General features: G+C 59.6%; 12 protein-coding genes. 7 read left to right on the top strand and 5 right to left on the bottom strand.

Annotated elements, in window-relative coordinates:
* Positions 1–274 precede the first annotated feature (274 nt).
* The 3 genes from JNK74_19850 to JNK74_19840 are packed head-to-tail and all read left to right on the top strand — an operon-like array spanning position 275 to position 5,393.
* On the top strand, positions 275–799 hold the full coding sequence (locus JNK74_19850; GenBank protein ID MBL7648440.1) for a PaaI family thioesterase: 525 nt from the start codon (positions 275–277) through the stop codon (positions 797–799).
* 11 nt (positions 800–810) lie between these two features.
* The gene (locus tag JNK74_19845) at positions 811–2,649 is read left to right on the top strand and encodes a glycosyltransferase family 1 protein (GenBank protein ID MBL7648439.1); all 1,839 of its coding nucleotides are present in this window, start codon (positions 811–813) and stop codon (positions 2,647–2,649) included.
* Between the two features lie 56 nt (positions 2,650–2,705).
* Positions 2,706–5,393 carry a M48 family metalloprotease gene (locus JNK74_19840; protein ID MBL7648438.1) on the top strand — a complete coding sequence of 896 codons (2,688 nt, stop codon included), beginning with the start codon at positions 2,706–2,708 and terminating at the stop codon, positions 5,391–5,393.
* Between the two features lies 1 nt (position 5,394).
* On the opposite strand, the gene JNK74_19835 is transcribed toward JNK74_19840, so the two are convergent.
* From JNK74_19835 to JNK74_19825, 3 genes are all read right to left on the bottom strand, one after another.
* A complete protein-coding gene (locus JNK74_19835; GenBank protein MBL7648437.1) occupies positions 5,395–7,317 on the bottom strand; it encodes a hypothetical protein in 1,923 nt (640 codons plus the stop codon).
* A gap of 65 nt (positions 7,318–7,382) precedes the next feature.
* The gene (locus tag JNK74_19830; protein MBL7648436.1) at positions 7,383–7,958 is read right to left on the bottom strand and encodes an HD domain-containing protein; all 576 of its coding nucleotides are present in this window, start codon (positions 7,956–7,958) and stop codon (positions 7,383–7,385) included.
* Between the two features lie 86 nt (positions 7,959–8,044).
* Positions 8,045–8,842, bottom strand: a complete 798-nt coding sequence (locus tag JNK74_19825) for a glycerophosphodiester phosphodiesterase family protein (GenBank protein MBL7648435.1) — start codon at positions 8,840–8,842, stop codon at positions 8,045–8,047.
* A gap of 167 nt (positions 8,843–9,009) precedes the next feature.
* Between JNK74_19825 and JNK74_19820 the strand changes: the two genes are divergently transcribed.
* From JNK74_19820 to JNK74_19805, 4 genes are all read left to right on the top strand, one after another.
* Entirely contained in the window at positions 9,010–10,995 is a 1,986-nt protein-coding gene (locus JNK74_19820) for a DUF1549 domain-containing protein (GenBank protein MBL7648434.1), read from the top strand.
* 19 nt (positions 10,996–11,014) lie between these two features.
* Complete coding sequence (locus JNK74_19815) at positions 11,015–12,445, top strand: DUF1501 domain-containing protein (GenBank protein MBL7648433.1); 1,431 nt, start codon at positions 11,015–11,017, stop codon at positions 12,443–12,445.
* Positions 12,446–12,785: 340 nt separating this feature from the next.
* Complete coding sequence (locus tag JNK74_19810; GenBank protein ID MBL7648432.1) at positions 12,786–14,999, top strand: DNA methylase; 2,214 nt, start codon at positions 12,786–12,788, stop codon at positions 14,997–14,999.
* Entirely contained in the window at positions 14,968–16,011 is a 1,044-nt protein-coding gene (locus tag JNK74_19805; GenBank protein MBL7648431.1) for a hypothetical protein, read from the top strand. The genes JNK74_19810 and JNK74_19805 overlap by 32 nt, the downstream gene beginning before the upstream one ends.
* 323 nt (positions 16,012–16,334) lie before the next feature.
* On the opposite strand, the gene JNK74_19800 is transcribed toward JNK74_19805, so the two are convergent.
* Positions 16,335–16,970 carry an AhpC/TSA family protein gene (locus JNK74_19800; GenBank protein MBL7648430.1) on the bottom strand — a complete coding sequence of 212 codons (636 nt, stop codon included), beginning with the start codon at positions 16,968–16,970 and terminating at the stop codon, positions 16,335–16,337.
* Positions 16,971–17,089: 119 nt separating this feature from the next.
* Positions 17,090–19,240 carry a heavy metal translocating P-type ATPase gene (locus tag JNK74_19795; GenBank protein MBL7648429.1) on the bottom strand — a complete coding sequence of 717 codons (2,151 nt, stop codon included), beginning with the start codon at positions 19,238–19,240 and terminating at the stop codon, positions 17,090–17,092.
* Positions 19,241–19,291: the final 51 nt, after the last annotated feature.

Raw genomic sequence — 19,291 nt, 5'->3', positions numbered from 1 at the left:
GAGGTTTTGGCGCTAGATCGAAACTGCTCAGTCCATTTTTGATCAAATTTGGCGCTACGTCAACAGCTAACTATCTGCCACACAAACAATTGCAAAGAATCGAAAACTGGGGATCACTCAGCCACTCCGTGTCGGTTTCCGCGCTCCGGAAGGCGTTCGGGTTTTACCTCGACCGCGCCGGTCGCGTACAATGGAAGCGGTCCACCGGGGCAGCGGTTTGCGTAACGCCCCGGTGCGGGTACGTCGCCTTTTCCCCATGCGTCAGGAGTCCGAAGTGAGTTCAGCGAGCCGAGATAAAATGTACCTCCCCAATTCCAGCACCTGTTTTGTGTGTGGTGAGGACAATGCTTCGGGCCTCCGCACCCGCTTCTATGTCGAAGAGGATCGGGTCAAGATGCCCCTGACGGCCGTGGAGCACCATTGCGGTTACGAGAACACCGTTCATGGCGGCATCGTTGCGGCGGCGCTGGACGAGTGCATGGGCTGGGCCGCGGCCCGGGCCATCCGGCGCATGTGCGTTACCGCGGAACTGACCGTGCGGTATATTGACCGGGTACCCGTGGCTCCGGATCTCGTGGTGGAAGCCGAAGTCACGAAGGCGCACAAGCGGATGGTCAATACCGAGGCGCGCATTGTCGATAGCACCGGAAAAGTCTTCGCGCGCGCGGAAGGGCGCTTTCTTCCCCTCAGTGCGGAAGAAACGCTGCGGGTTGACGATGCCCTCCTCTATCGCGGCGGTGAGGAACGTGTCTTTGACGAACTCCGGGAGACCCAGGTGGCGCCCGGTATTTCCGGCTGAACCGGCCGGCCATGGCCACGCGCGACGCGGTGCTGGCCGCCGTCCTTCCGCCCTTCTTCCGGAGTGTGGGTATCCCGCATCATGGGGATTTCGGGCCCCTCGACGACCTCCTCAAGTCCGGCGTGTCCTGCTACCGGGATCTTTTTGCTTCCGACACGCCGGCACTGCTTGATGCGATTGTGGTGGATGCGGGCGGCGATGCCTGGTCCGAGTTCTCGGCTGCGCTCCGCCGGATCCGGCTGCGCCTGCAGCGACACGGCGCCTTATTCATCTTCAATGGCCCCGGCGGCCCCACGCCCGACAGGCTGCTGGAGGCCCTGCAACCGCTGGGGCTCGGCTTCTTTCGAGGTTGGCAGTGGGATGACACGCCGGAGCCCCCCGAGCCGATGGCAACGATCTACGGGCGGGAGTCGGTACCGACGCTGCTGCGTTTTCAGCGATTTACCTACGATCCGGTGGCCCACGCGCGGGAACACCTGCGCGAGATGGGCTTCGGTTTTGCCCTGGCCGTGCTCAGCGATGTGCCGGAGCACTGGTACACCAGCGACGAGGCCCGGGGGCTCCACGAGGCGGAGCGGCTCGTCTGCCTGCTGGCCCAGGATCGCCACGCGGGTCCGAGCCTGCGAATGCTGCATCTGGTCTCCGCACTTCACGCCTACAACCGCGCCTGCACGCTGGTCCCGCTCCATGTGCCCGCCTATCAATGCATGGCGGCCTTCTGGCGGGGTGTGGGACGGCCCGACATGGGGCGGCGCCTCCTCACGACGGTAGAGACCATTCTTCCCTCGCCGGCCGGGGCGAAGTCGCTGGAGCGCCTCGCTGGCGAGGGCCCGGCGCGACAGGAATTCAACTACCCCGCCTATCGACCTGAACACCGGCTGCGAATTCTCTTCCTGTGTCATCCCGAGTCTGACTTTGGCGCCGATGTGCTCTTCGATGGACTCCGCCGGGTGCTCGGTTCGGAGAACGTGGTGGGATATCCCTGGAAGCCCACCCTGCATGGTGAAAGTCCCGAGCAGGCCTTTGGCTACCCCTGCACCTTCGGGTGGCCGGATGGCCCTGTGTCGGTTTCGATTGTCGAAAAGGAACTGGCTGAAGGACGTTTCGATGTAATTCTGCATTGCGATGCCCACGGCACGCTGCCGGTCGACGACACGCGCCGACTTCTCGATGCCGCGGGGAACACCCCGGTTTTTCTGCTGGATACCTGGGACGAGTGTGGAAATCTTCAGGAGATTCTGCCGGGGCGGGATGGGGTCCGCAATGTGGCGGGCTACTTCAAGCGTGAAATGGTCGCGGGCCTGGACTACTGCCCCAACGCCTGGCCACTGCCCTTCGCCTATCCGGATGACCGATTCATGGATTGGGATTGCGGTGTGGAGCGCGAAGGGGTTTTCTGGGCTGGAAAACTGATTGGCGGTGCGAGACGGCTCCTCCTGAGCTGGCTCACGCCGCAGCTAACCATCGCCGGGGCCTGGGGCACGCCCTATTCCCAGGCAGACTATGCGGCCCTGTTGAAACAGCAAATGATCGGACTGTGCTTTTTCGGAAACGGGTTCGACACCGTCCGCTACTGGGAACTGCCCGCACACGGCGTCCTGCTCATGGCCGAGCGCTCGCCCCTCGTCATTCCGAACAATTTCGAGGACGGCGTTCACGCGGTTTTTTTCGACCACGCGGCTGATCTGCTGGACAAGACCCGATACTACCTGGCCCATCCGGCGGAGGCCGCGGCGATAGCGCGGGCGGGACACGTCCATGCGCGTAAGTTTCACACAGCCACGGCGCGCGCGCGCCAGTGCCTGGGACTAATCCAGGCCCGGCTGGCGGGGCGATCATCGGGCTCGTAATTCAGGGGCGATGGTCAGGTATACTCCCGTGGTCTACCTTGAGGGAGTCAAGCGCCATGAGATTGTGGGCCCTGGCCGTCGTCATAGTGATGAATTTCGTCACGCTATCGGAATCCATCGCGCAGGATTCCGATACGCATCCCTTTTCGACACTCTACCTCTACGCCGAACGGGATGGTTCCGTATGGTTTGATCTGTACCTCCACCCGGAGCCAGCAAAGCCCGAGCTGGTCAGTGCCGCCCTGGCGGCCATGGTATCGGAGACGGACGCCGAGAGCGTGGCGGACTACTACGACGGCTTCGATGAGGATGAGGGGGCGAGTTGGTCTGGGTACTGGATTGACGCCCTGCGTTCACGCGATTTGATGGTCACGGGGACGCTGGAACTGGAACCGCTACGCGCAATCCTCTCGGAACTCGGCGTTTCCACGCTTGCCGTAGAGATCTACCTGCCGGATGCCGGCGTGACCCAGGCCGTCTGGAGCGACGAATCGGTTGTGATGGAGGGCGACAATGACTGGAACTCCACAACCTTAACGCTGGAGCGTTCCATACCAGCCCTCGAAGTCGCTTCTGGATTTACGCCCGCCGCACTGGTGCTCTGGTACGCGCCCATGTTGCTTTGCTCCCTCTTGCTCCTGGGGTACGCCCGCGCTCTGTGGCGTGCCGGGCTGAAACGCCCCCTGGATGAGGTGGGTTTTGCCTGTTTCGCGTGTACGCGTGGCTCGTTCTACAGTATTCTCGCGTATTGGCTGGCCCTGCTCTTGATCAGCCGGACTTGGAATCCCCTCTTGCCCATTGAGTTTGGCTGGGGCATGGTCTGGGCGGAATTGACCGGAGTGCTCCTTCGAGACGGGGTGGTAATGTCCGTTGCGACCGTCATGAGCGTGTGCGCGCGCATGATTGTCTTCCCGGTGTATGCGCGATTTCCGGAGGCAACCTGGACCCGGCGTGACTTTGTGGTTCAATGCCTCTGGGCGTGTGCACTGGCGGGACTTATGCTGATGTGCTTTGGGGCGATGACCTATTATCTCGTCGAGTCGCCGGCCCGGGCCGTGGCCCTCGCCGTGTTCACCGGCATGGTCGGTGCCGCGGTGTACTGGCAACTGCTCCATTCCATGGGGCTCGAGTTCGAGTCGTTGGAGTCTGGACCGCTCCGCGATCGCGTGGACGCCCTGGCGCTGGCGGCGGGCATTCCCCGGCTCAACGGGGTCTACCTGCTCAAAATGGGAAAAGTGCCGGTGCTTAACGCCTTCGCTGCGAACAACAAGCGCGTGCTCATCACGGACTATCTGTTGCGCTGCCTGACCCGCCGCGAACTGGACGCCATCCTCGCGCACGAGGTGTGCCACCTGAAGAAGCGTCACCCCGAACGGCTTCGCAATATTCTGGCCTTGAACTTCGTCGTCTTGAGCTACGGTTCAGTGGCGCTGTATCTGGTTGGGGCGGCGGTTCTGGAGCAATTTATCGTGCTGCCCCAACAGGCGACTAGTTTGACGGCGTTCGTGCTGGTGGCGATGTCGGGTGCGGTACTTGCGCAATATGTGCGGCTGCGCTATGCGCGGCGTTTCGAGCGCGAGGCCGACGACGGGGCGCTGACGTTGCTCGGCGATGCCGAGGCTCAGATCGCCAGTCTGGTTAAAGTGACCCGTATGAACCACATGCCCCTGGTGTGGGGCGGAACGTGGCGCGAGCGCATGATTACACACCCATCGACCCGGGCGCGCGTGCAGCGGATCGCGGCGCAGGGTCAGGTCTCGGCCGAGCGCGTGGAGGCCCTGCTGGCCGGCGGAGGCGCCGAGGGCGACGGCGACCAGGGACTCGACTGCGTACAGGGATGCACAGGCTCACAGCGTCGCCGCTTCACGACGGAGTTCAAACTCAATTTGATCCGCATCAACAGCTATGTCTATCTGGTCCTGCCGGGACTTGGCGCAACGGTCGCTATTGCGCTCTGGACATTGGGCGCGCCGACACTTCCGGGCTGGACCGCACTCCCTCTCGGCATGATGCTCGCACTGGGGCTCTGCGTCCTCTTCCAGAACCGGGCCGCATTGCGGGGCCATTCGCAACTTGCCCGGCAGATGCGCGAGGAGCACGCTGAGGCGCTGGCCGGTGAGGCCGCGCACTTTGTAACCTTCTCTCCGAACACTGATGCGCTCTTATACGATGGGTTCCATAATTGGGATGTTGAATTGCTCCAGTTCAATGAAGCTGGCTTACACTACCGCGGTGACGGTACGAGCTTCAGCCTCCCTTGGGAATGTGTTCAGAAGCTTGACCTCGTCTCCCGTCCCAACTTCATCATCCCTTCGCTCAGCATCTATTTCTCGTGGCGTGACCCGGAGGAGCCGGCGACGACACGGACCTTCCTCTTCCGGGCGGCGGATGCGACGAGCCTTCTATCCATGAACAGCGCAACGCGGATACTCTATCGCGGACTCATGGAATGGCGTGAAAGGCCTGCCGATAATAGACCGGCATCTTATGGGCAGCGCCTGCCCCTCCCGGGGAAGCTGGACATCAAGGGGCAGCGCGTTGGTGACGTCTGCAATGGCTCGATGGTGCTTGGCGTCGGGGTAAAATACGCGCTGTGCGGGTTCGCCACCGCCCATGCCTTCGGCCTTCCAGCCCTTGCGCCCTTCGCAGGTTCCGCCGCCGGGGCCGCCCTCGCTACGGGCGTTGCCATGATGCTTTTCATGGCCCCGCTATGGCGCTTCGGGCGAACGCATCAATCGACGTGAATCAATCGCCCCCGGAAACCTCCAATATATCAACCGGTATTCTGCCCTCTAAAGATTCTAGACGAACGGTGTGTCGACCATCCCTGAGATTGATGCAGGCGAATTGTAGCGAACTTGGTTCCGGCGCCGCCGCGTGATAGTCAATCTCTGCGACAAACTGCCCGTCGATAAACAGCGTTGAGCGCCCGAATTCGGGCCCGCGGGGCGCAAAGAGTGCAATGCTTGTACCCTCCACATTCCACTTGGCGGAGACGGCTTCCGCCGCACTGACCGCGCCGACGCCATAGAGGAAGCGCGAATCGTTCTTCATCACTTCCCATGCCGAAGACGGTTGCGCAGCACTCAGAACGCCCTCAGACCAGAGGTAGCGCCGGGTGGCCGGACGAAGATCGCCCTCAATGGCAAACTTCGATACGCGGGCATGGCTGTCGGGCTCGAGCAGCAGGCCGAAGGCTCCATGCGTCGCGGGAAGGACGCCCTCCCAGGTTCTTACGCCATCCATTTGGAGAGACAGTTGTCCCCCGTCGCCCCACTGAAGGGCCACCTCAACCTCTTTCTGATCCGCGTGTGGACCTTCCGCGACCGCTGCGATCTCGCCCGTATCGTTTGCGGACACGAGCCGCCAACTCCCTTCGGTCACTTCGAGCGCCTGATAGCGCGTCCGGGTCAGGGGATGAAGGGAGGCATCGGAGCGGGGCTCGTCCGGGCCGAGGGGCATGGTGGCTCCCCAGAAGATGCGGACGGTACCGCGCGTCTCGAGTGCAACGTCCATTGCCTTCGGCGCGCCGGCCCGCTTCAGCAGCGCTAGACTCGGCCCGCGGTGGGCGCTGACTACGAATCCCTGCTCGTTCCAGGGCTGTTTCCAGGGGCGGCTCGCGAGGTTGATCGTGCCGAAGCCACCGGGATCCCGGCTTGGAAACAGCACGTTGAAATTACCGTCGCGGTCGACGAACCCGGTAAATGCCTGCCCCCAGATTCCGTCGTTTTCATTCTCCACTGGTTCGGCATGCCATACGGAGCCGAACTGGTGCAGTTCCCAAGCGGTGGGGTCCATGGCGGATTCGAGGGGTGCCCGAAAGACCGCCTGGACATTGCGGTTCATGGCCACCGACGTCGCGGGGGCATAAAGAAAGCCATCGTGGGCGAACGCGGGGTGAAATTCGAGGAGGGGCGGGTGGTAACGGTCCCCTTCGGGGTGGAGGAGCAGCACCGCTTCGGACCAGGGCCCCTCGGGGGCCTCCGCGGTCCGGCCCAGATAGGCCCAACCGAAATTCGGCCCCGAATCCGTCAGGGTCAGCACGAGCCAGTCGTTCGCACGGCGAATGAGCGTCGAGGCGTACTGACGACGATACTTACCTTCCAGCGCGGGCTGATCGCGGGTGGTCCAGACGGGCTTGGTGCTCCGATGGAAGGGGCCTTCGGGCTTTTCGGCCCAGGCATAGCCCACGCCGCTGTTGTGGGTATGGTCGGGATTGAATATGTCCCCCCACTTCGTGCTCTGGGTGAGCCAGTCATAGACCAGATGATACTTGCCATCGGCGTAGACCACGGACACGTCGGGGGCGTGTCCTTCGGGCGACTGCTCGCCCTCGAAGGTGTGTGCTTCGTCGGGAAAGATGGGCCCCAGGTTTTCCCAGGTCGCGCCCCGGTCCGTGGATCGCGAGACGGTGCAAAGCATAGGCACATCGGCGGTGTAATTGCGCCCGTAGTGGCCGACATAGGCATACCAGCATTTCGTGGCCGGATCTTCAAACAGAAAGCCGTTCACCGGCCAGTCGTGGGGCGCTTTGCCGCGAACGATGGGGTTTCCCATGCGGTGGATGAAAGCATCAAAGGAGGCTTCGCCGTAAACCGGATGGGCGAGCCAGGATTCGCGTTCGGAACCCTGCGCGAAGTCGGTGGCGCCAGCGCAGGCGGAGTACATCAGGAAAACGCCTAAAAGGCAGCAATGACGCGTGGCGCACACGGCTTTCAAGGAAAGTGCAGCGATCATTGCGCACCGACAAGGGCCATGAATCGCTCCCGGGTTTCGGCAAGCTCCCCTAGGATCGGGTGTGCCCAACCGTCCTCCAGGGCCTCGCCCATGGCAACATAGTACCAGAGCGTGCCCTCGCGTCCTCCCTTGAACTGATTCCAGTAGGTCTCGCCGCGACTTGCCGAATAGCTGCGTATCATCGACTGAATGTTGTGGAGCTTGTCCGACGCCAGAATCAGCCGCGCCTCCAGCGGCGCATTGGCAATCCGTGCTATGTGGGCTTCCTTTCGTGGTCGCCACGCCGGTTTCGGGTCCTCCCACGCATCGGTGCAGGCCCAGACCAGGTCGGCCACGCTGTCGCGAAACTGGGCGCGAATCCGCTCAAGGACGGCCCGGCCGCCCTGGTCTTCCACGGCGTCGTGCAGAAGCGCCGCGATAAACTGCTCTTCCGTGCCGCCGTACTCGCCAACGATGGCGGCAACGGCAAAAAGATGGGTGATGTAGGGTGCGCCGCCGCACTTGCGTGTCTGACGCCCGTGCAATTCCTGCACGACCGTAATGGCATCAATAATGCGCTCGGTATAAATCAATTCAGCGCCTCACAGGTATCGGTTCATTCGTCGCGACAACGTCGGCTTGTTCAGTGCCAAACCAAAGCGTCCCGCCATTAATTCGGTCACTTTTTCGATTTGAGCCAGTTGATGAGTTTTTCAGGGTGGTCCGTTTGAATACCGTCCGTACCCCAGGCGACGGCCTCTTCCCAGCAGGTGGGGTCGCTCTCGTCCACAATAACCACCGCGCCAGCCGCGTGGCAGGTCTTCACGAAGGTGGCGGAGAATTCATCCCAGACCGAGGCGATTACCTTGGGCTGGAATTCCTGAATCAACGCCGGAAGATTGGCCTCCGGGCCAGGATCGGGCATAGAGATACAGTCCGGACAATGCTTCTTGATGAAGTGATGCTGGTCGGGATCGCAGTACCACAAAATATCCTTCTCCATACCGTACTTCGCAATGATTTTGAGCAGCACGGCAGGATCGGCTTCCTTGAGATCCAGGTAGATTCCGATCTTGCCCTTGCACAGCGTCAGAATTTCATCAAAAGTGGGAATGCGCTCGTCCTTCCACTTCGGATCCACCCGGCTGCCGATATCCATTGCTTTCAACTCGGCCAGGGTAAAGCTCGATACCTTGCCTTTGGCATCCTTGGTATACGAGTCTACGGTGCTGTTGTGCACACTGACGATCTCGCCGTCCTTCGTGGTGCGGAGATCGACTTCCACATAGTCCGCGCCGAGATCGATGGCGCGCTGATAGGCGGCCAGGGTGTTTTCCGGGCGATCCTCGTGAGCACCGCGATGACAGACCACGTAGAGTCCGCCGTTGCGGGGGGCCGGAAGCACGTCGGATTTGAGGGGGACTTCCGAAACGGCCGGAAGACACAGGGCCAGCAGGGCGATGGAACGAAACAGCATGGTGTAACTCCTTTGTTCGAACCATGATTGTTGGAGTTGGCGCAGGGCAAAGTCAACCATTTACCCCGATTTTTGACTTGATCCACGGTGAAGCTTAGGCCATTATTACGTGTGGGGATATTCCCCATCCGGACCGGCTGTGAGTCTGATTGTCGAGAGAGGTTGCCGTGAATAGTACACTTCGCATTTCGGGCGCGTGCGCCATGTTTATCGGGGCGCTCGTTGCGTCGGCCGAATCCGCCTCATCCGGGGTGGACTATGCCACAGGAGTCCATCCCATTCTGGCGGAACACTGCTACGCCTGCCACGCCGGTGACAACCGGAAGGGCGGACTGTCCATGGGCACTCGGGCGGATTTGCTTAAGGGCAGTGAAAACGGCCCCGTCGTGGTCGAGGGCAAAGCCGACGAGAGTCTCCTGCTGAAGCTGGTAACCTCTCAGGATGACGATCTCGTCATGCCGCCCAAGGGAAGGCGCCTGAACGAGGCCGAAGTGGAAACGTTGCGCGCCTGGATCAACGAAGGCGCGCCCTGGGGCGAAGTGGCCGCCGTGGAGCCGGAATATCAGGCCCCGTTGATTCTGCGTTCCTCGCCTCCGAAGAGCACGGCCCCCAACCTCGTTGACGCCTATATGGAAGACTATCTCACGGCCCAGGGGGCTCCCGCCGGGCCGCTGGTGGACGACGCCACCTTTGCCCGTCGCGCCTACCTGGACATTACCGGTCTCCTCCCCACGCCGGCTTCGCTGGCCGCGTTTTGCGCGGAACAGTCGGCGGATAAGCGGGTGGTCCTCATCGACACGCTGCTCGCGGACAGTCAAGCCTACGCCGAACATTGGATGACCTTCTGGAACGACGTGCTTCGAAATGATTTCCAGGGCACGGGCTATATCGACGGCGGGCGCAAGCAGATCACCGATTGGCTTTTTGATGCCCTCTACAACAACAAGCCTTACGATGAATTTGTGCGCAATCTCATTGCCCCGCAGGACCCGGCTTCGGAAGGGTTCATTAAGGGCATCGTGTGGCGCGGCGACAACGCCGTGGTGCAGCAGGCGCCCATGCAGGCCGCCATCAACCTCAGCCAGGTCTTTCTCGGTCTCAATCTGAAATGCGCCGCCTGCCACGACAGTTTCATCAACAACTGGAGCCTCTCCCAGACCTTCGCGCTTGCCAATGTATTCAGTGAACAACCCATGATGCAGGTTCGCTGCGAAACGGAACTGGGTATCCCCGCGGACTACGGGTTTCTCTGGCCGGAACTGGGGACGGTGGACGGCACGAAGCCCAGGACGGATCGTATGGCCCAGGTGGCGAGTCTCGTGACGCGCCCGGAGAACGGTTACTTCACGCGCACCATCGTAAACCGGGTCTGGGCGCTCATGATGGGCCGGGGCCTGGTGGAGCCCCTGGATTCCGTCGATCTCGAGCCCTGGCACCCGGATATGCTCGACGGCCTCGCCTTGGATTTCATTGCACACAACTATGACCTGCGCCATCTTATTCGCACCATTGCCACGTCGCAGGCCTACCAGTGGAAGGCTGTGCCTGCTTCGGAGATTGCGGACGCGACCTATGTGTTCCGAGGCCCCACGGTGCGGCACCTTTCCGCGGAGCAATATTACGACGCCCTCGCAAGTATTACCGGCGTCTGGCAGGCCAACCCCAAGTTTGTGCTCCCTAAAGACAAGACTCCCGAAGAGATTGCCCGCCAGGAAGAAATTGCGAAGAAGGCGGCGGGCGGCATTACCGAGGGTGCGACGCCCGAAAGCAATACGGTCGCCGGCCGAAAGCAGCAGGTGCGCGCCTGGCGCGTTCCGGTAGATCCGCTCATGAAGGCCCTGGGCCGCACGGCCCGCGAGCAGGTCACGACCCGGCGCGAGACACAGGGCACCACCCTTCAGGCGCTGGAACTGAGCAATGGCACGGCCTTGTATCAGCAGATTCAGTTGAGTGCCGAAGCGCTTCGCACGGAGTGGCCCGGAACCGCCGAGGGCCTGATTATCGCCCTGTATCAGCACGGACTCCAGCGCAGCCCGTCTACCGAAGAGATCCAGTTGGCCCACGGCATTGTGGGCGAGCCCCTGCGCCAGGAAGGTCTGGAAGATCTTCTCTGGGCGCTGGCCATGTTGCCCGAATTTCAATTGATTTACTGATTCCCAAGAGAATCGGAGGATGAACCGAATGCCCATGAAACGCCGAGATTTCCTCAAGACCGCGAGCGCAGCAACCCTTTCCGCCCTGGCGGCGGGGGCCCCGCGCCTGGCCCAGGCCACGACGTATCCCAGCCTGCCGGCTCATACCCCGACGGCGGACCGCGTCATCGTGTTGTGGATGGCCGGCGGCATGGCCCATACGGACACCTTTGATCCGAAGCGCTATACACCTTTTGAAGTCGGTATTGACCCCGCCAAGGTCCTCAGCACCTTCCCCGCCGTCGACACGGTGGTGGACGGCGTGAAGTTCTCCGAGGGCCTGGAGAAGATCGGCCAGATCATGGATCGTGGCACGATCTGCAACACCTATACCGCGGGTGACCTTGGCTTCATCCTCCACTCGCGCCACCAGTTCCACTGGCACACGGGCTACGCGCCGCCCCAGACGGTTGCCGCCCCCCACATCGGCGCATGGGTTGCCAAAGCCCTCGGTCCCATCAACCCCGACATGCCCGCTTTCATAGACATCGGCCAGACCTTCAACGTGGGTGAAGCGGAGGAATTGAAGGCCTTCCACACGGCGGGCTTTCTGGGCAGCGAGTACGGCCCCTTCATGATCCCGAATCCGGAAGATGCGGTCGCGACCGTCCGCCCGCCCGGCGGCATGAGCATGGGCCGTTTTCAGGACCGCAACAAGTTTTTCAAGCAACTGCTGGAAAAGAGTCCCATCGGCGAGTATGGCAGCGACTATCAGCAGCAGTCCCTGTTGCGCTCCATGGACAATGCCCACCGCCTGCTGACCTCCCCCGCCGCGAAGGCCTTCGACCTGTCCGAAGAACCGAAAGAGGTCTATGACGCGTACAACACCGGAAAATTCGGGCTGGGCTGCCTGTTGGCCCGGCGCTTGTGTGAGGCCGGCACCCGCTTCATCGAAGTGACAACAGAGTATGAACCCTTCAAGCGATGGGATACCCACGAAGACGGTCACACGCGCATGAAGGACTTGAAGGCCCTTATCGACGCGCCCGTAGCCAAGCTGATACTCGATCTGGAAGAGCGCGGCCTGCTGGACCGTACCCTCGTCATACTGGCCAGTGAATTCAGCCGCGACATGGTCACCGAGGGCAAGCCCGGCAAGCTCGTAAAGGACCAAGTGCCCGTTCCCCCCGCCCTGGCCGAATTGAAGCAGTACGGCATGCACCGCCACTTTACCGACGCCGGCAGTCTCCTCCTCTTTGGCGGCGGCATCAAAGCGGGCGTGAAGTATGGCACCACCGCCGACGAACGGCCCTGCAAGACCGTGGACAAACCCATCCACATCGAGGAGCTGCACGCAACCATGTACCATGCCCTCGGCATCCCCGCGGACCATGGCTACACCACCGAAGGTCGCCCCTTCTACGTGACCAAAGATGGTTTGGGGAAACCGGTGATGGAGTTGTTTGCATAACGCTTTCCAGATGAATCATGCACGGGCAATCCCGATTGGGTTGCCCGTTTTATTCTGGTGCCACTACATCAAGACCTCGCGCTGGAACGATGATCGTAGTTGCACGTTGGGCATCCGAAGTATCATTTAAAGTTCTAGATCACGAATGGACACGAATAGTTGCGAACAATATGGCCAATTGGTGAGGTTCGAGGCAACGTCAAGAACTCCAGATTCCTGAATTGTTACGAGAATCTCTGTTGTAAATTGCGAATAGAGTCCCCCTCGTGTGATATGGTTGCAGGCTACAATTCGCACGGGATTCGTGCAAGTTACCCGCCGACAACGAAAGTCAAGCAAATTGATAGAACGTGATTTTGATATAGCATTCATTTCAGACCTCGCACGTCGCGAAAAACAAATCCAGCAGAATTACAGGCCAATTATCGCCGTCCATAAGTGGTTCGCGCGTCGACCCGGAACTCTATTTCGCGGGTTGATACTTTCCGAATTCTCCAAGGAGCCACTCCGGGACGCCTTTTACAGAGGAAACGACCTATCTGGCTTCCACATCGCCGATCCGTTCATGGGAGGCGGAACCCCGCTCATCGAAGCTAACCGCATGGGTTGCGATGTAACTGGGATCGACGTCAACCCTATGGCGTACTGGATCGTCAAGGAGGAATTGGAGCATCTCGACCTTCAGGCATATGCCGGTAACGCGGCGGCACTTAGGGGAGCTTTGGAAAAAGAAATCGGCGACCTCTATCGTACCCGTTGCTGCGCTTGTGGAGATGACAATGCACACGTGAAGTACTTCTTGTGGGTCAAAGTACAATCTTGCGTCAATTGCAAGCGCGACATCGACCTTTTCCCCGGATACTTGGTAGCAACCGATTCCCGACATCCTAAGAATGTCCTCGTGTGCTCGTCTTGCGGAGAACTATCGGAAACGACCGACCGTGGAAAACCTGGAAAATGTGGCCATTGCGATACTCCGCTGACATCGGGGGCTCCGGCGCAACGGAATCGATGTGCCTGCTCCCATTGTGATGCCGAGAACCGGTATCCCAATCCAGATCTGGGTGCTCCAAGGCATCGGATGTTTGCCATCGAGTACCACTGTCTCCGCTGTAAGCCAACTCATGAAGGACGCTTTTTCAAGAAGCCTGATGCACGCGATCAGTGTAACTATCGCAATGCGGAGACTCGAATTGAAAAGATGCGCTTCAACTACGTTCCTACGGATGATATTCCTGATGGTGATGAATCGAGCCGCCTGCATCGTTGGGGCTACTCCAAGTATCGAGAGTTGTTTAATGCCCGGCAGCTTCTCGGCCTTGAGCTCTCGGCGCGGCTGATCGCAAAAACTGTCGACCAGAGGGTTCGCAATGCGCTGGCAACCAACTTATCCGATCTTCTCCGCTATCAGAATATGCTCTGCAGGTACGACACACAGGCACTAAAATCACTAGACATTTTTTCGGTCCATGGATTTCCTGTAGGCTTGGTTCAGTGCGAATCAAATATCCTGGGCATCGGTGACCCACTTCGCAAAACAAGCATAGGAAGCGGTGGATGGGCGAATATAATTGACAAGTACAGAAAAGCGAAATCCTATTGTGACGAACCTTTTGAAATACGGCAGAATGGCAAGGCCAAGAAAATCGTGACGATTGACGGGGAATGGATTGGCGAGTATCGCGGCGGCGATCGGAAGACCTCTCCTCGCTCAATTAGTATAGCATGCTCCGATTCTGCGACCATGGACATCCTGGACAACTCACTTGACGCTGTTTTTACCGACCCGCCTTACTTTGGAAATGTTCAATACGCCGAACTTATGGACTTTTGTTACGTTTGGCTCAGAAAACTTGTTGGGAAGGACTACGCTGCCTTCAACGCACCGTCCACACGCACACCAGACGAGTTGACAGGCAATGCGAGCATGGGTCGAGACTTGGCCCACTTCACCGAAGGAATCTCCTTAGTATTTCAGCGCGCATCGAGAGCCTTAAAAAACGGGGCGCCATTGTCATTTACGTATCATCATAATAGTATGGAGGCCTACTTCCCTATCGCTGTAGCCATTCTAGACGCCGGGCTCACGTGTTCCGCCTCGTTGCCGTGCCCGGCCGAAATGGGCGCATCAATACATATAATGAACACAGGCTCCTCAATCATCGATACAGTATTTGTTTGCAGAACCACTGGGAGCATGCGTCGCTCGTGGCTGGCGGATACCATCGTCGAAGTCTCGGCTGTCGTCCAACGTGATTTGGACAGTCTGAAGGCGGGAAACGTCAACGTGACCGCTGGGGATATCCGGTGTGTAACCTACGGCCACTTGATAAGATTGGCTATCTGGAACTTGAGAGAAGGCTGGGACAAACATCAGGCAACGGCAATTCGTATTGCCCGCGTTGAAAAATGGCTTCGGGAATTCGGAAGTTGGAAAGACGTAGAAGCCCAATTGGTTGCCGGTCCCCACGCGGAACAAGGACTACAAACCACGTTTAAAGCGTGGGAGGAAAATGAGGACTATGGGGCAGATACCGCATTTGTATCCTTTTGAGGCAACTTACGACGATGTTTTACAGGCGCCGGACAGATATGTCGATTCGGTATTCTCATGCTTGGAGTCCGAGTTTCTCGTCATGCCAAAGGGAAATGGATTCGTAGAATACGCTACGTTTGATTGGGCCTACGAGGCACTAAAGTCCGCGACCGGCGGGTTCAGGCTCTTAAGAGCCGACGCGGTATTTTCAAACGTCTGCGAGAAGCCGGTTGGCTTGGTGGTGCTACGGACGATGCTGGGTTTCACTCCTCCAGAATGGGGGTACGTTGCTACTCAAAGGACGGGTGTGGAAGTTTCGCAGGGATTTGTGCGCAACCTGGATCGCAAAGTTCGTATGGCTACCGAAGCTCCATTGAAACTCAGCAGCTCGAGCCGTGAACGCGTCCGTGCGTTGGTAGAAACAGCTTGTGAAATACTAACGTCCAGCGCGCCTGATACGACTGAACAGCAACTGCATCGTTTAGACAAAGCAGACACAAAAGATGGCTTGGCGAGTCTCGGTCAGATGGCGAGTTTGGGCGTGCCCTACTCGATGCTATTATACGAACGCTTTCTGGGGCGTCCATTTGCAGGTCATAGGGATTCCGTCAGTGACATAATTGGCGACGTATTGGAATCCGCCATAGAGGACGTGCTCACTCAGGCTGGGATTAGTTTTCGCAAAACGAAGCGCGCAGAACGCATAGCCGGTTTCGATCAAACACCCGACTTCATCGTACCCAACGAGTTTAATCCACAAGTGGTTATTGAAGCCAAGATCACGGAAGATGACGGGACTGCGCGCGACAAAGCTACCCGCATCCAACACCTCGGACAAATGAGCGTAGAGGGACGGGCGCCGGACAATCCAAAGTATGAAGTAATCGCCTGCATTGGTGGCAGAGGATTCGGTGTTCGCCGAGAGGATATGAAGAAGATGATACTTGCGACGCGGGGAAAGGTATTTACCGCCAAGACACTTTCGCGAATGGTCGAATGCACCAAATTGAACGACTTTAAAATCCGATAGATGTATGTGGCGAGCACTCGTCGATTCACTGACGGACGACTACAAGTTCGCTCTCCACGCGCCGCAGCATCTCACGCTCACCGTCGTCGCTGAACCTAGGGCTCTCCAGTTGCGGGCGAAACCGATGTCCCCATCAGTCGATAGCTTGCGAGTGATGAGGTCGCGACGTTGAATCCAGTCTGTCGACATTTCGCGAAGTGGATGACAGTTATTAGCTTGGGGCGCCTCAGCCTCTGTAATTCACGATTGGCCAGCAGTTCCTTCAGCATGACCCACAGGCAGCGCTATTCAAGACACGACCTACCCTGAAACCGGGCGAACCACTACTTGGCGAGTTTTTTCACTTCCCCAAGCAAATCTTCGTTGGAAAGCCGAATCTTGTAATCGGGATTGGAAAAGACGAACTGGATTTTTCCATACTTGTCAATGAGAAACACGGTCGGTACGGGAAGTTCTCCCTTGTCGTGGCCCGTGTTTTCCACGAGTGTGTCGCGATACTTCGCCGCCGTATTCGGGTCCAATCGGAACGCTACCCCCATGGCCTTCGCCGCGTTCAGCGTGCTGTCCGAATAAATCGTAAAGTCGAAGCCCTGTTGCCGGGTCTTTGCGGCGATTTCGGGCTTGTCGGTCGTGATGGCCACGAGTTTCACGCCCGCTTCTTGCATCTTCCCTTCGATTTCCTGCAATTTCTGAAGGTGCTTCATGCAATAGGGGCACCAGTGGCCGCGATAAAAGACGATGGCCGCCGCCTGGCCGGACAGATCTTCGCCTAGATTCACGGATGCGCCGTCGATCGTTTGCACCTCGATATCGGGGACTTCCACACCCACAGCCAGAGGTTTGGCTTCCTGCGCGCTTGGCGCCACGTCGTCATTCTTCTCTTCCGAGCCCGCCAGGGCCACGGCGGAAAGGATCAGGCATCCGAAGACCCCCGCGTAATAGAATCCGCGATCAAGCATGAAAAAAGCCTCCAAGGGTGGGTACTGAGGGTTCAGGGTCACTGCTTCATATTTATTCGCTATGGTAGCCACACGGAGTCAGCGATTGATGAGTATTTGATGAGCAAATTCCGCGTACCCTAACCGCGAAGGAGGCGCAGCCCGTTGAATATCACCAGCAGTGAGGCCCCCATATCCGCCGCGATGGCCATCCAGAGGGTTGCCACGCCCGCCATGGCGAGGGCGATAAACATCAGCTTGAGCCCCAGGGCGATAGCAATGTTCTGCTTGATGATGAAGAGCGTGCGACGGGAGTGGCGAATGAGCCAGGCGATCTTCGACAGGTCGTCCGACATCAGTGCGATATCCGCCGTCTCGATGGCGACGTCCGTTCCCATGGCCCCCATGGCGATGCCCAGGGTCGCCTCGGCCATGGCGGGCGCATCATTCACACCATCTCCCACCATCGCCACGTACTTGAATTCTCTCATGAGCGTACGCAAGGCCTCCACCTTGCCTTCCGGCAGCAACTCGGACTGAAAACTGTCAACCCCCGAGAGCGTTGCGACGGCCCGCGCCGTGCCCTCATTATCGCCGGTCAACATGGCCACATGCTCGATTCCCGCTGCTTTCATGGCCTTTACCGAGGTTGCCGACGCCGCACGGACGGCGTCGCCCACGCTGATCAGGCCACACACATGGTCGTCATTGCCGATGGCGATCACGGAGTGGCCCGCGTCTTCCATCGCCAGGGCGGTGTCGTGTATTTCGGGCGTTTCCGCGCCTTTCTCGTGCATCAGGTTGTGGCTGCCGATCCAGAAGTCGCGTCCGCCGATGCGGCCTTCCGCGCCGCGCCCTTGAAGCGATTGAAAGTCCTCGGCCGCCGCCGGGGTGATGCCTGCCGCCCGGGCCCGTGCGAGCACCGCGCGCGCGAGGGGGTGTCCGCTGCCCATTTCCAGGGCGGCGGCGCGCTCCAACAGTTCGGCTTCGGTGTGGCCGTTCATGGGCGCGATCCGCTGCACGTCCGGCTTGCCCTGGGTCAGAGTGCCGGTCTTGTCGAGGGCGATAGCTCTTAAACGCGCGGGGGCTTCAAGGTAGGCCCCGCCTTTGATCAGCACGCCGTGGCGTGCGGCGCAACTCAAGCCCGCTACGATGCTCACCGGCGTTGAAATGACCAAGGCGCACGGACACGCGATCACGAGCATCACAAGGGCTTGATAAAACCAGGGAGTCCACGTTGCACCCAATACGAGAGGCGGCAATAACGCAACCAACAGCGCCAGTAACATCATGGCGGGGGTGTAATAGCGGGCAAACTTCTCTACCCACTGTTCCGCAGCCGCCCGGCGCTGCTGGGCCTCCTCCACCATGCGAACAATACGCGCCAGCGTAGTGTCGTCCGCAGCCGACGTAGCTTTGAACTCGATGGCCCCATCTTCATTGATGGTTCCGGCGAAAACCACGTCGCCCGAAACTTTGGTCACGGGCACGGATTCGCCTGTGATAGGGGACTGATTAATGGTGGTGGTTCCTTTGGTCACGATGCCGTCCAGGGGAATGCGCTCGCCGGGCCGCACCAGCACGGTAACCCCCAGCGGAACCTGGGCCACGGGCTTTTCCTCAATGTCGCCATCGTTGGGGCAGATGAAGCGGGCCTTGGCCGGTGCAAGATCCATGAGCGCGCCGATGGCCTTGCGCGCACGACCCACGCTCCAGGATTCCAGCAGCAGCGCCACGGCGAAGAGAAAAGACACGGTGGCGGATTCGAACCATTCGCCGATCAGCCCCGCGCCAATGACGGCGGTGACCATCAAGAGATTCATGTCCGGTCGCAGCGCCCGCGCGGCATACCAGGCCTTGGGGAAGACGAACCATCCGCCGCTCAGGACCGCGACCGCATAGGCCGCGATGGTGACGACGGGCACATTCGCGCCCTCGCCGCCGGAGAATGCCGCATGCAGCCCCGCAGCCGTGGTGTGGATCAGAAAGCCAACCGCAATGGCCGCCGCGCTCAGGCCCGCGCAGATGACCCGTCCGTAACGCTTCCAGAAGCTCTCCCCCGCCTGCTGGCGCGCAACGTGATCGGACCAGCGCACCGCGCGCATCCCGGTTTTATTGACGGCATTAATGATTGAATCGGCGGCGGCTTCGCCCCCTTCCGCAGCGAGGCGGCCGTTGAGAAGATCGAAAGAAAGCGTCTCCTCCGGCACGATCCCCTCCAGCGCGCGCTTCAGGGTCGCGATCTCTTCGGCGCAGCACATGCCGTCGATTTTAAGGGTAAGCTTGGCCATATATACTCCTGTAGGGCGTAACACAAGTATGCGCTCCACCCCTTCGAAAAA

The sequence above is a fragment of the Candidatus Hydrogenedentota bacterium genome (assembly GCA_016791475.1).
Lineage (GTDB): Bacteria > Hydrogenedentota > Hydrogenedentia > Hydrogenedentales > JAEUWI01 > JAEUWI01.
The sequence above is the reverse complement of the archived record's forward strand: the minus strand, read 5'-3'. Positions and strand labels throughout refer to the sequence as shown.